Source organism: Serratia sp. H402Y (assembly GCF_051172415.1).
GTDB lineage: Bacteria > Pseudomonadota > Gammaproteobacteria > Enterobacterales > Enterobacteriaceae > Serratia > Serratia ureilytica.
In genome coordinates, this window is sequence record NZ_JBPIYZ010000004.1 from 101932 (window position 1) to 114110 (window position 12179).

Annotated in this window: 13 protein-coding genes and 1 riboswitch; of the genes, 5 read left to right on the forward strand and 8 right to left on the reverse strand. The window is 61.0% G+C overall.

Translation table 11 applies throughout. The annotated features are described in order from the left end of the window. Nucleotides 1-46: 46 nt before the first annotated feature. Together srlR and gutQ are read left to right on the forward strand one after the other, a co-directional pair. Nucleotides 47-820, forward strand: coding sequence for a glucitol operon DNA-binding transcriptional repressor SrlR (gene srlR / locus ACSBQS_RS18925; RefSeq protein WP_033644070.1), 774 nt, complete (start codon nucleotides 47-49; stop codon nucleotides 818-820). Then, nucleotides 813-1784: an arabinose-5-phosphate isomerase GutQ gene (gene gutQ / locus ACSBQS_RS18930; protein WP_069100799.1), complete on the forward strand. Its 972-nt coding sequence runs from the start codon at nucleotides 813-815 to the stop codon at nucleotides 1782-1784. Before srlR ends, gutQ begins: the two co-directional genes overlap by 8 nt. 39 nt (nucleotides 1785-1823) lie before the next feature. Here the strand turns inward: gutQ and ACSBQS_RS18935 are convergent, their stop codons facing one another. From ACSBQS_RS18935 to thiM, 3 genes are all read right to left on the reverse strand, one after another. Beyond that, on the reverse strand, nucleotides 1824-2282 hold the full coding sequence (locus ACSBQS_RS18935; protein WP_033644072.1) for an inhibitor of vertebrate lysozyme family protein: 459 nt from the start codon (nucleotides 2280-2282) through the stop codon (nucleotides 1824-1826). Between the two features lie 83 nt (nucleotides 2283-2365). Further along, a complete protein-coding gene (gene thiD / locus ACSBQS_RS18940; protein ID WP_033651554.1) occupies nucleotides 2366-3166 on the reverse strand; it encodes a bifunctional hydroxymethylpyrimidine kinase/phosphomethylpyrimidine kinase in 801 nt (266 codons plus the stop codon). Then, a complete protein-coding gene (thiM, locus tag ACSBQS_RS18945; protein WP_033651555.1) occupies nucleotides 3166-3957 on the reverse strand; it encodes a hydroxyethylthiazole kinase in 792 nt (263 codons plus the stop codon). Before thiM ends, thiD begins: the two co-directional genes overlap by 1 nt. 35 nt (nucleotides 3958-3992) lie before the next feature. Continuing rightward, a riboswitch (TPP riboswitch) is annotated at nucleotides 3993-4089 on the reverse strand. A gap of 142 nt (nucleotides 4090-4231) precedes the next feature. Between thiM and ACSBQS_RS18950 the strand changes: the two genes are divergently transcribed. Continuing rightward, nucleotides 4232-4657 carry a GNAT family N-acetyltransferase gene (locus ACSBQS_RS18950; RefSeq protein ID WP_047025603.1) on the forward strand — a complete coding sequence of 142 codons (426 nt, stop codon included), beginning with the start codon at nucleotides 4232-4234 and terminating at the stop codon, nucleotides 4655-4657. Here ACSBQS_RS18950 and ACSBQS_RS18955 read toward each other — a convergent pair. Then, on the reverse strand, nucleotides 4654-5877 hold the full coding sequence (locus ACSBQS_RS18955; protein WP_047025602.1) for an MFS transporter: 1224 nt from the start codon (nucleotides 5875-5877) through the stop codon (nucleotides 4654-4656). The genes ACSBQS_RS18950 and ACSBQS_RS18955 overlap by 4 nt on opposite strands. 95 nt (nucleotides 5878-5972) lie before the next feature. Here ACSBQS_RS18955 and ACSBQS_RS18960 point away from each other — a divergent pair, with 95 nt between their 5' ends. Further along, nucleotides 5973-6422, forward strand: coding sequence for a winged helix-turn-helix transcriptional regulator (locus tag ACSBQS_RS18960; protein ID WP_042785200.1), 450 nt, complete (start codon nucleotides 5973-5975; stop codon nucleotides 6420-6422). A gap of 21 nt (nucleotides 6423-6443) precedes the next feature. Here ACSBQS_RS18960 and ACSBQS_RS18965 read toward each other — a convergent pair whose 3' ends face one another. Genes ACSBQS_RS18965 through ACSBQS_RS18975 form a run of 3 tightly spaced genes read right to left on the reverse strand, consistent with a single transcriptional unit; the run spans nucleotide 6444 to nucleotide 7667 of the window. Continuing rightward, complete coding sequence (locus ACSBQS_RS18965) at nucleotides 6444-6689, reverse strand: DUF1158 family protein (protein WP_047025601.1); 246 nt, start codon at nucleotides 6687-6689, stop codon at nucleotides 6444-6446. A gap of 55 nt (nucleotides 6690-6744) precedes the next feature. Then, nucleotides 6745-7125: a putative T6SS immunity periplasmic lipoprotein gene (locus ACSBQS_RS18970; RefSeq protein WP_049866702.1), complete on the reverse strand. Its 381-nt coding sequence runs from the start codon at nucleotides 7123-7125 to the stop codon at nucleotides 6745-6747. 8 nt (nucleotides 7126-7133) lie between these two features. Continuing rightward, nucleotides 7134-7667, reverse strand: a complete 534-nt coding sequence (locus tag ACSBQS_RS18975; protein WP_197666687.1) for a type IV secretion protein Rhs — start codon at nucleotides 7665-7667, stop codon at nucleotides 7134-7136. Nucleotides 7668-7940: 273 nt separating this feature from the next. Here ACSBQS_RS18975 and rluF point away from each other — a divergent pair, with 273 nt between their 5' ends. Beyond that, complete coding sequence (gene rluF / locus ACSBQS_RS18980) at nucleotides 7941-8810, forward strand: 23S rRNA pseudouridine(2604) synthase RluF (protein ID WP_033651557.1); 870 nt, start codon at nucleotides 7941-7943, stop codon at nucleotides 8808-8810. Between the two features lie 138 nt (nucleotides 8811-8948). Here rluF and ACSBQS_RS18985 read toward each other — a convergent pair whose 3' ends face one another. Beyond that, nucleotides 8949-12011, reverse strand: coding sequence for an autotransporter outer membrane beta-barrel domain-containing protein (locus ACSBQS_RS18985; protein ID WP_434991276.1), 3063 nt, complete (start codon nucleotides 12009-12011; stop codon nucleotides 8949-8951). Nucleotides 12012-12179: the final 168 nt, after the last annotated feature.

Consider the following 12179-nt stretch of genomic DNA (forward strand, 5'->3'; position numbering starts at 1 on the left):
TTATTCAGCGAGGGGAAATGCCCCACTCTTGTGAACGGGAATCGCGATGAAACCAAAGCAGCGGCAGGCCGCTATCCTTGAATATCTGCAGCAGCATGGCAAAACGGCAGTGGACGCCCTGGCCGAGCATTTCTCCACTACCGGCACCACCATCCGCAAAGATCTCACCCTGCTGGAAGAAGAAGGCGAGGTGATCCGCACCTACGGCGGCGTAGTACTCAGCCGCGACGACGGCGATCAGCCAATCGACCGTAAAACCCATATCAACACCGAGAAAAAACGCCGCATCGCCAGCGCCGCCGTGGCGCTGATCGCCGACGGCGACTCGCTGATCTTCGACGCCGGCAGCACGGTGCTGCAGATGGTGCCGCACCTGGCGCAGTTCAATAACATCACGGTGATGACCAACAGCCTGACCATCGTCAACGCGCTGGTGGAACTGGACAACGATCAGACCATCCTGATGCCCGGCGGCACCTACCGCAAAAAATCGGCCTCGTTCCACGGCAGCCTGGCCGAATCGGCGTTTCAGCAATTCAGCTTCGACAAGCTGTTTATCGGCGCGGACGGCGTCGATCTCAACGCCGGCGTCACCACCTTCAACGAAGTGCACAACGTCAGCAAAGCGATGTGCGAAGCCGCCGGCCGCATTATTTTGTTGGTGGACTCCTCGAAATTCGGCCGCAAGAGCCCGAACGTGGTGTGCGAACTCAGCGCCGTCGATACGCTGATCACCGACCGAGACATCAACCCCGATTACCTCGCCGCCCTGCAGGCGAAAGGCATCAATATCATTCTGGTAGGAGACCCCGATGAGTAACGCCAACGCCCTGCTCGCCTTCGCCCGCGAAACGCTGGAGATCGAGTTGACCGAAGCGCAGCGCCTGCTGGCGCGCCTGGATGACAATTTCGTCTGCGCCTGCGAGCTGCTGCTGAACTGCCGCGGCAAAGCGGTGATTTCCGGCATCGGCAAGTCCGGCCATATCGGCAAAAAAATCGCCGCGTCGCTGGCCAGCACCGGCACGCCGTCGTTCTTCGTTCATCCGGCGGAGGCGCTGCACGGCGATCTCGGCATGATCGGCGCCGACGACGTGGTGGTGTTCATCTCCTACTCCGGCCGCGCCAAAGAGCTGGATCTGATCCTGCCGCTGCTGGCGGAGAACGGCATTCCGGTGATCGCCATCACCGGCGGCAAAGAATCGCCCCTGGCGCAGGGCGCGGCCTGCGTACTGGATATCGGCGTCGAGCGCGAAGCCTGCCCGATGGGGCTGGCGCCCACCTCCAGCGCGGTCAACACCCTGATGATGGGCGACGCTCTGGCGATGGCGCTGATGCGCCAGCGCGGTTTCAATGCGGAAGACTTCGCCCGCTCGCACCCGGGCGGCAGCCTGGGGGCGCGCCTGCTGAACCGCGTGCATCACCTGATGCGCACCGGCGATCGCCTGCCGCGCGTGAGCGAAAGCGCCAACGTGATGGAAGCGATGCTGGAACTGAGCCGCACCGGGCTCGGGTTGGTGGCGGTGTGCGACGCGCAGCAGCGGGTAGTGGGCGTGTTTACCGACGGCGACCTGCGCCGCTGGCTGGTGAAGGGCAACAGCCTGCAGGATCCGCTCAGCCCGGCGATCACCCGCCCCGGCTATCGGCTGCCGGAGCAGTGGCGCGCCGGCGAAGCGCTGGAAGCGCTGCACGAACAGCACATCAGCGCAGCCCCGGTGGTCGATATGGACGGTGTACTGGTGGGGGCGCTCAACCTGCACGATCTGCATCAGGCCGGCATCGGCTGATCGACGCCGGGGGCGGCATCGTCAGCGCCCCCGGTCAGATCATTTCCAGTCGGGATTGTTCTCGAACTGCTGCTTAAGCAGCGCTTTCATGTCGTCATCCGGCTTGCCGAGCCACTGGTACTTGGCGTATTTCTTCGGATGATCGACGGCTTCCGGCCGATCTTCCACTTCCACCCGCACGCCCCAGGCCTGGGATTTGTCCGCGCTGAACGCCACGATCAAAAAGTTGTTGCCGCAGTCGTGCGGCTTGCACAGGTTGCCGACCAGATACTCTTTGCCCTTCCAGCTCAAGTTTTGCGCCGGCGTAGAGGTGCCGACGCCCTTGCGCGCCCAGCCCGGCATCCGCGCCTGGCCTTTGACCATGTTTTGCCAGCTGGCCTGATACCCCGGCTGCTGAATCAAATCCGATGTGGTGACGATCTGCTGAGCGAAGCTGCCCGCGCTGAAGCTGAGCAGTGCGCCGAAGAGGGCGCAACGCAGCGCCTGGTGTCCCGTCATAGTCCTTCTCCCTAGGTTAAATCAGGTTTCGCCCGTAAACCGGGCCTGAACTAGTCAGACCACGGTTGCGGCAAAAAGTTGACTCACCACCAGGCGTGAAAATGATGCACCGGCCCGATGCCGTGCCCCACTTCCAGCGTGTCCGCCTGTTGCAGCGCGTGTTGCAGGTAGTCCTTGGCGGCGGCCACCGTGGCCGCCCAGTCGGCATGGCGCGGGCGCAGCGCCGCCAGCGCGGCCGAAAGCGTGCAACCGGTGCCGTGGGTGTGGCGGGTGGCGACGCGCGGCGCGGTAAAGCGCTGCTCGCCTTCGGCGGTAAACAGCCAGTCCGGGCTCTCGCTTTCGCTCAGGTGGCCGCCCTTCATCAGCACCGCCCGGCAGCCCATCGCCAGCAGCGCCCGCCCCTGCTCGCGCATCTGCGCTTCATCTTCCGCCGGCGCGCACGCCAGCAGCGCCGCCGCTTCCGGCAGGTTCGGCGTAATGATCGACACCAGCGGCAACAGCTCGCGCCGGATAGACTCTACCGCCTCCGGCGCCAACAGCGGATCGCCGCTTTTCGCCAGCATCACGGTATCCAGCACCACGAATTCCGGCCGGTAATGGCGCAGCCGTTCGGCCACCGCCTGCACGATGTCGGCGTTGGCCAGCATGCCGATCTTGACGCTGTCGATGCGCACGTCGCTGAACACCGAGTCCAGCTGCGCGGCGACGAACGCCGGATCGATGTAATACACCGACTGCACGCCGCGGGTATTTTGCGCCACCAGCGCGGTAATCACCGAGGTGCCGTAGGCGCCAAGCGCCGAGAAGGCCTTCAAATCGGCCTGAATGCCGGCGCCGCCGCTGGGATCGGTGCCGGCGATGGTCAGGGCGTTAATGCGTTTCATCACAGATCCTCCCCGCGCAGTTGATACAGCGCATCGAGGAACGCCGGCGTAAAGCTGCCCGGCCCGGCGGCCTGCCTGGCCGCCAGGCCGCCGCAGTGGGACATCACCCGGCAGGCGGTCGCCACGTTGTCCAGGCGATCGCCCGGCAGGGCGCAAAACGCCGCCACCACCGCCGACAGCGCGCAGCCGGTGCCCACCACCCGCGTCATCAGCGGAGAGCCGCCTTCGATCGCCCAATCGCGTTGGCCGTCGGTGACGTAATCCACCGCGCCGGTGACCGCCACCACCGCGCCGCTGCGCTGCGCCAGCTCACGCGCGGCGGGCAATGCCGCCAGCGAGTCGTCGCCGCTATCCACGCCGCGGCCGCTGGCCAGCAACCCGCTGAGCGCCATGATTTCCGAGGCGTTGCCGCGTATCGCCGCCGGTTTCTCGTCCAGCAGCTGTTTGGCGAAGGCGGTGCGGTAGGAGAGCGCGCCGACCGCCACCGGATCCAGCGTCCAGGGCTTGCCGGCCCGATTGGCGGCGGCCACCGCCGCCCGCATCGATTCGGCGCGCAGCGCGTTGAGGGTGCCGACGTTGATCAGCAGGCCGTCGGCCAGCGCGCTGAACTGCGCCGCCTCTTGCGGCTCCACCACCATCGCAGGGGAAGCGCCGAGCGCCAATAGCACGTTGGCGGTCAGCGACTGCACCACTTCGTTGGTCAGGCAGTGGATCAGCGGAGGCCGCTGTTGGAATTGGGTCAGGCAGGCCGCGGCGCGGGCGCCGGGTAGTGCATCAGGTCGAGCGATCATATTCCTCCCAACCGGCGTTCAAGAAGGCGGCGCCGGTTGAGCGGCCGTGACTTCCCTACGCTGGCATTATCCAGATCAGGTAATACGGGTATTTCTCAGCCTTCACGCGGAAGGGCACCCCGAGTCATGAAAATCAATAGGTTGTGATCAACGTTGCGTTAATCCCTGCAGGGGATCATGCCAGCGGCGGCGCGGACAAACAAGCGATTAAATTGGCCCAGCGGGCATACGCCGCGCAATGCGCTATAGTGAGCACAAACCACCGGGAGATGCCATGCAGATAAGACCCTACCAAGAGACCGATCGCCCCTTCCTGCGCACGCTGTACCTGGCGTCGCGCAAGGCGGCGTTCGGCTGGCGCGATACCTCAAACTATCAGTTGGAAGATTTCGACGGCGCGACGCTGGGCGAAGCGATTTGGGTGGCGGAAGACGGCGGCGCGCTGCTGGGATTCGTCTCCGTCTACCGCGAAGATAACTTCATTCATAACCTGTATGTCGATCCCCATCAGCCGCCGCGCGGCGTCGGCAGTGCGCTGCTGCATGCGGCGCAAGCCACCTTCACCGCCACCGGTTCGCTGAAATGCCTGGTTAAAAATGAAAAAGCGCTGGCGTTCTACCGCAAGCACGGCTGGCGCATCATCTCCACCGGCAACGACGGCGAAGAAGATTATTACCTGATGCACTCACCGGCCCACTAGCCCTTACCCGCCGCATCCGGCATCCCGCGCAGCGTCAGCCGCCAAAACAGCAATGCGCTCAGGCTGACGCCCGCCCCCAGCCAGCAAACGCCGCTCCAGCCCGCCCAGGCGTACACATGGGTGCCGGCAAAGGCGCCCAGCCCGCTGCCGACGGCGTAAAACAGCATGTAGCAGGCCACCAGCCGGCTGTGCGACTGCGGGTGTGCGCTGAAAATCATGCTCTGGTTCAGCACATGGATAGCCTGGCCCGCCAGATCCAGCAGCACGATGCCCGCCACCAGCCAAACCAGGCCGCTGCCGAGCAAACCGAGCGGCAGCCAGGCCAGCGTCAACAGCAGCAGACATGCGCCGCTGGCCGCCTGCCCCAACCCGCGATCCGCCAGATGCCCGGCGCGCACCGCCGCCAGCGCGCCCACCGCGCCGACCAGGCCGAACGCTCCCACCGCGGCATGGGTGAAGTTGAACGGCGGCCGGCTCAGCGGCAACACCAGCGAACTCCAAAAGAGGCTGAAAGCGCCGAACATCAGCAGCGCCAGCATGCCGCGAATTTGCAGCGTGCGGTCATGCAGCAACAGGCTCAACATTGAACCCAGCAGCGCGGGATAACTCAGCGTGCTGGAAACGGTGCGTGCCGCTGGCAGCAGGCGCGACAGGATCGGCAGCAATACCAACGTCACTCCGGCGGAGAAGAAGTACACCGTGCGCCAGCCGCCAACGTCCGCCAGCGCGCCGGAGAGAGTGCGCGCCAGCAGCAACCCCAGCACCACCCCGCCCTGCGCCGCGCCGACTACCCGCCCGCGCTCCTGCGGCGGCGCCAGGGCGGCGGCGAACGCGATCAGGCCCTGCGTCATGGCGGTGCCCAGTAGCCCCACCAGCATCATCCCCACCAGCAGCCAGGCCGCGCTGGGCGCCCAGCCCACCAGCAGCAGCGCAGCGATCAGCCCCAGCTGTTGCCCCGCCAGCAATCGATGCCGGTTCAACCGATCCCCCAGCGGCACCACCAACAGCAACGCCAGCGCGCAGCCCAACTGAGTCACGGCGATCACCATGCCGACCGCCGCCAGGCTGATGGAAAAATCGCGGGCGATGGCGTCTAACAGCGGCTGCGCATAGTAAACGTTGGCCACGCTAAAGGCGCTGGCGGCGGCCAACAGCAGCACCAGGGCGGCCGGCAGGCGCCCCAATGCCGCACAGGGAGGTTCCAGCAGTTTGTCGCTCATCGTACACCTCAATGTGGTTTCATTATTAAACCCAATGAACTTTAGGTGCAGAGGTTTTATAATGCAACCAGAATATGCAGCAGGAGATAATCGTCGTGAAACGTAAGAGCCTGGAAGACGCGCCGTGCCCGGTGGCGCGCACGCTGGATGTGATTGGCGACTGGTGGTCGCTGCTGATCGTGCGCGACGCCTTCGACGGCGTCACCCGTTTCAGCGAATTTCAAAAAGGGCTGGGGATGGCGAAGAACATTCTTGCCACCCGGCTGCGCGCCCTGGTGACGCACGGCGTGCTGGAGATCGTGCCCGCCGCAGACGGCAGTGCCTATCAGGAGTATGTGCTGACCGAGAAAGGCCGCGCGCTGTTTCCGGTGATCGTTGGCCTGCGCCAGTGGGGGGAAGATCATCTGTTCGCCGAAGGAGAGGCGCATTCAACGCTGGTGGAAAGCGACAGCGGCCGCCCCGTGCCGCGCCTGACGCCGATCGGCAACGCCGGGCAGACGCTCACCCCGCTTAACACCCGGGTGGTGAAGGTGGGGGAACGGTGATGAGAGTTAATGACGGTGTCCTCAGCTCACCCGTTGAAAGATTAGGCGGATAAAGAACCATTCCAGACATCCAGCCAACAGATAAACCGCGCCAAAAACGAGCGCGCCAAACCATTCCGTATCGTTAAAATGAAAAAACTCACTGGCGTCAATCAGCCAAGCGGTTTGATTCTGGTTTAGCCTGGGTACAGGAAAAAGCTTTATTGTCAGCACAGCCAGCCCAACAACAGCCAATACGTTAGCGAGCAACAGGGCAAATTTTTTCATAGCCTTTCATTCTACAACCTAACGCAGCCCAACAAACTGAACCTAAGAACATACGTTAATCGTTAACCCTCAGGTTGCCCCGTTCGTCGGAGACAACCATGAATGCGGCGGTAATCAAATGCGAACCTTCGGGTGTCTGTACATCGTAGGCGACGGAATAGCGCCTCCCTGGCCGAAAAGCATAGTCGAATACCGGCATGCACCTCCCCGGTTCAACAAAAAAAGCGTCATTATCGATATCTTTAATGAGCTTATCGCCTGATTCGCTATAAATCTGAACGAAGCGGATATTATCCCCCGCCTTCATAGAAGAAAGAATGCAGACATGGTTATCTTTGGCAGTGACGACGGCGGGGAAACGCGGAGTAAACTTATCGCCAGGCCCCGGACAGCCGACCAAGAAGCAGGCCGTGAATAGAACCACATATTTTTTCATGCTCCCTCTCATCCCCTAATAATTTTTTGATAAAGTGCATGAATGTCACGCAAACTATCGGTTCCCCTGTACCTACCCACTCGTCCAGGACGTTGATAATAACGCCACGTTTCAATACCATAAACCAACAGCAGCCAGTAATCAGCAAAAATCGAAGCTTGTTGTTCCAGCGAGTAATCAGTAATTTTATTTCTATCAAGACGATAGTTGTACTCAGCCGCCCAACTAAACAACCCACGCATTCTTACCCATTGTCCATGCTGATGTTGCCATACATGCCCCAATTCATGGATGAAAAGATGTTTATCTTCTATCAGAACCCTATTATCAGAAAAATCGTCTTTATAGAGCTCCCTCCGTAACCATAACTCACCATTAGGTGCCATGGCATAACTTCTGTTTTGTAAGCCAAACGAGAAATAGCTATCACAGTGTATCCATACACGACCATATATAATTGAGCTTCCATATATATGGCGAGCCAATTTTATTTCCCCTATGGTCATACGTCGTAATGTCCCTTCTTCGGCCAATGCGTTCATTTATCCCTCCTTGAATTTATCAATATCCTAATACTTTTTTAAAATGAATCTATACATGAACTCTTAAAGAATTGCATTTGGCATAATCCATTTATAACTTGAATGACTTTCAGGGAAATCCCCATCGATTTTCTATAATTAATTAAACGAAAAAAAATATTGCAAATACCTTTGTAGCAACCGTGGTCAGGATACGCTTATCCAGCCCCCCCTGCATGATTCGCTTCGCAGCGCCATCCGGGTAATGTATAGTCCGCGTTTTACGGAGATCCCATGCTGACTAACTCATCCATTCGTCTGAACAAATACATTAGCGAGAGCGGTATCTGCTCACGCCGCGACGCCGATCGATACATCGAACAGGGCAACGTTTTCATCAACGGTAAACGCGCCACCGTTGGCGCCCAGGTATTTGCCGGCGATGTGGTGAAGGTTAACGGTCAGCTGATCGAACCGCGCAATGAAGAAGACCTGGTGCTGATCGCGCTGAACAAACCGGTCGGCATCGTCACCACCACCGAGGACGGCGAGCGCGACAACATCACCGACTTCGTCAACCACAGCAAGCGCATCTTCCCGATCGGCCGCTTGGACAAGGATTCGCAGGGGCTGATCTTTCTGACCAACCACGGTGACCTGGTCAACAAGATCCTGCGCGCCGGCAACAATCACGAGAAAGAGTATCTGGTGACGGTCAACAAGCCAGTGACCGACGAGTTTATTCGCGGCATGGGCGCCGGCGTGCCGATGCTTGGCACGGTGACAAAAAAATGCAAGGTGAAGAAAGAAGCGCCGTTCGTGTTCCGCATCACGCTGGTGCAGGGGCTGAACCGCCAGATCCGCCGCATGTGCGAACACTTCGGCTATGAGGTCACCAAGCTGGAACGCACGCGCATCATGAACGTCAGCCTGAAGGGCTTGCCGCTGGGCGAATGGCGCGATCTGACCGATGACGAGCTGATTGAGCTGTTCAAGCTGATTGAAGGCTCTTCGTCCGAGGCTAAACCGACGAAGAAAGCCCCGGCCAAATCTGCCCCGGCGAAAAAACCGAGCGCCGGCGGACCGAAAAGCGCCGATAAAACCGCTGCGCCGGCCGGCCGCAAGCGCTTTACCCAGCCAGGACGCAAGAAAAAAGGGCGTTAAACGTCCTTCCCTGCTCAGCCCGCCGTTGCGCGGGCTTTTTTATCATAAAAGTCAGTCGCAGGCCGCCACTGAGTTCTCACCATAAAAAAGGCCCGCATCAAGCGGGCCTGCAAGTACCAGAGAAGTCTAGAGGAAAAATCAGAACGACCAGCGCAGGTTGGCGTTGACCGAATTGACGCGGGTATCGGCGCCGAATTGCCCCTGATAGCCAACATCCAGCGTCGCAGCGCGCGACAGCTTCACGCTCACGCCGATATCGCCCACCATCACGTTGTCATCCACGGCCTGGCCCTGCGTGACGAACGCGTCGCTGCCGGCAAACGCCATGCGCGATGAGGTGTTCTTATCGCCGTAGGCATGTTGCCAGCCGAGCGAGCCGTAAAGGCTGACGTTCTTCGGCAGTTCGGTCACGCCGCGCACCCCGAGCGTGGAGTAGAAGGTGTCCATCGTTTCATTGCGCACGCTCAGCGCCGCCGCGCCACCCGACTCCTGGAAGCTGTCGGTATGCAGGCGGATGTAGCTCAGGTTGATGAACGGTTCGACGTTCATCTCCGGCTGGCCGAAACGGTAACCCGCTTCGGTGAATGCCAGCAGCGAGTTCGCGTCATAATCCGACTTCAGCCGATCCGAGAAGCCGCTGAAATCGACGTTGCGCTTGCCTTCAATCTTGTGCCAGGTGTAACCCAGCGCGCCGCGCAGCGAAAACGCATCCTGTTGCCCGGCCGCATACAGGCCGAGGTGGTAGTTGTCGGTATCGGCCTTGGAGCGGCGGCTGTCGACGTCATAATCGCCGCGGCTGTAACCGAAGTAACCGCCGATGCGCACGTTATGGTCCGCCAGCTTGCGATCCGCCCCCAACAGGAAGCCGGTGGTGTTGCCATCCAGCTTGCCCACGTTGCCGTTGCCGCTGTTCCTGCCCCAGGAACTGAAGGTCTGGCCCCAGACGCCGCTGTTTTGCGCCTGCGCCGGTTGCACCAGCGACATCGCCAACGGCGGTACCGGCAGACTGTCATTGTCGAACAGGCGCAGCATGCGCTGGTTCAGCACGTTGAACAGCTGGGTGCTGCCGGCGATCAGGTTAGACTGCATCGACGGATAGACTTCGCCGGACAGCTGATTGAACGCCTCGCGCGCTTCCGGCGCGCTCAGCAGCAGCAGCGAGTTGTATAGCGCCAGTGAAGGACCGCGCTGCGCCAGCGTGGAGAGCGCGCCGGCGGTATTCCACTGGTTGCCGCTCTCGGCCACCGTTTGGAAAATGCCCGGCTTGCCGCTGCCTGGATTCTCGCCCCCCGGATTTTCCCCGCCTGGGTTTTCTCCGCCCGGATTCTCGCCCCCTGGATTCTCACCGCCAGGGTTTTCTCCGCCCGGATTCTCACCACCTGGATTTTCCCCACCCGGATTCTCACCGCCCGGGTTTTCACCGCCCGGGTTTTCACCGCCGGTGTCTTTCTGCGCGATGGTCAGATCCACGGCGTTGGCGCTGTGTTTTAACGCCACATCGAGGAAGGCGGACTTGGAGACCGCCGACGCGAACTGGCCGTCAATGCCGCCGTCCGAGGTCAGAATGCGGTAGCTTTGGCCGGTTTTATAGCTGGTTTGCGGATCCAGCGCCGTAACCTGCACCTTGGCCCGATCGCTGATGGTGGTTTTGCCCGCCACCAGCAGTTGATCGCTGCGGCCGTCGCCGGCGATATCGACGTCATAGAAGGATTCGCCGATAAAGTTCAGGTAGCGTTTCAGCGTCAGCGTGCCGATATTGCCGTCGCCGGGCGAGATATGGCCGCCGGACTGGATCTCGGTCTGGCCCAGCGTGCCGTTGCCGCCCAGCGTGCCGCCGGCCTTGATCGACGCGGCGCTGCTGTAGCCCAGCCCGTTATTGACGTCGGTGCCCGCCGTCGCGTTAAGGATCAGCGTGCCGCCGTTCTCGGCGCCGAGGGTTTGGATCTCGAAGATGTCGTCTTCTTTCTGGGTATTGATGTCGCTGGCGATGATGAGCTTGCCGCCGCGCGCGGTGACGTTCGCCTGCAGCTCAGAGAGATCGCCGTTCAGCGTCGTGTGCCCGGCGCTGTTGATCACCTCGCCTTCGCCGCTCATCTTGTTGCTGAAAACGTAATTGCCGTCGGTATGGTTAAAGTACACATAGCTGCGGAACAATCCGCCCCGCAGGGCGATCGCCGTCTGGGCATCGATGGCGCCAGCGGCGCCCGCCGCGCCGAGCGTCGGTTCGGTCAACCCGGTGCCGGTGTCCATATTGCCGCGGCTGCCGATAATCAGCGCGCCGCGGTTCGAGCCGGAACCGGTCTTGCCCAGCACCACTTCGTTGCCGCCGGCGGAGAATGTTCCGCCGTCCATGACCGCCAACACGCCATTGCCGTAATCGCCGACGTTGACGCTGCTGCCGCTGGTAAACCGTGAGCCGTTGCCAGCGATCGTCAGCTCGGCGGTTTTACGCGCGCCCGAGACGCCCGCCACCTGAATATTACCGACGTTGACCGCAGCGCCGTTCAGCACGTCCAGATCGCCGTAGAGCGTGAGCGCACGACCGACGTTCCACTGGGAATTGGCCCCCTTGACCGTGGCTTTCGGGCTCAGCGTATCGGTCTCACCCGGCCCGCTGCCATTGCCGATGCGTGCGTCAAAGGCGGTGTTCAGCACCGCGCCGTCTTCAATCGCCAGCGTGGAACGTGCCCCCAGATCGGTGCCGACGCTGAGAAAATTGCTGGTAACGCGAGAACCGGCGCCGGTGGCGATAAGGTGGCTGTCATAGCCACGGGTGGTGCCGACCACGATCTCTTTCGCGCTGGCCTGCGCACCGTCTTCAACCCGCAAAGTGCCCCGCCCCAGATTGAGGCCGCCGCGCAGCACGAACTGATCGTTCACCGCATTCAGCTCGGCGTTCGGCCCGCGGACCGTGACTACGCTGTCATGAATTTGGCCGTTGAACATCCGGCCGATATTGATGTTATAGGCGCTGATCTTGCCATTCTCGATCAGCAGGTTGCCGCTTTGGTTACGGCCGACGTAAACGTCCCCGGTGTAGGCCAATGATTCGGTAATTTTTGAGTCGCCGTCAAAAATGGCATCGTCTGCGCGAGCGATATCGGCGGGCGCCAGCATCAACAGCGGCGCGGAAAATAGAGCGAGGTAAAGTTTGGAAAGCGGTGTTTTAACCGCTAAAGAATGCGATGTCGTGTCATTCACGGGCTATCTCCGTACTCGTTAGCGTGATGTCGCGGAATGTATTGTTATAAGAAAACTCAATGCGCTAGAGGAGGTATGAGGCGTTATTCCGCGCACGCAGGTTTATTGATCGTCGAAGCAAAAGCTTATTGCCCCCCGGCGCTGGCGCTCCGACGATGGAAAACCAGG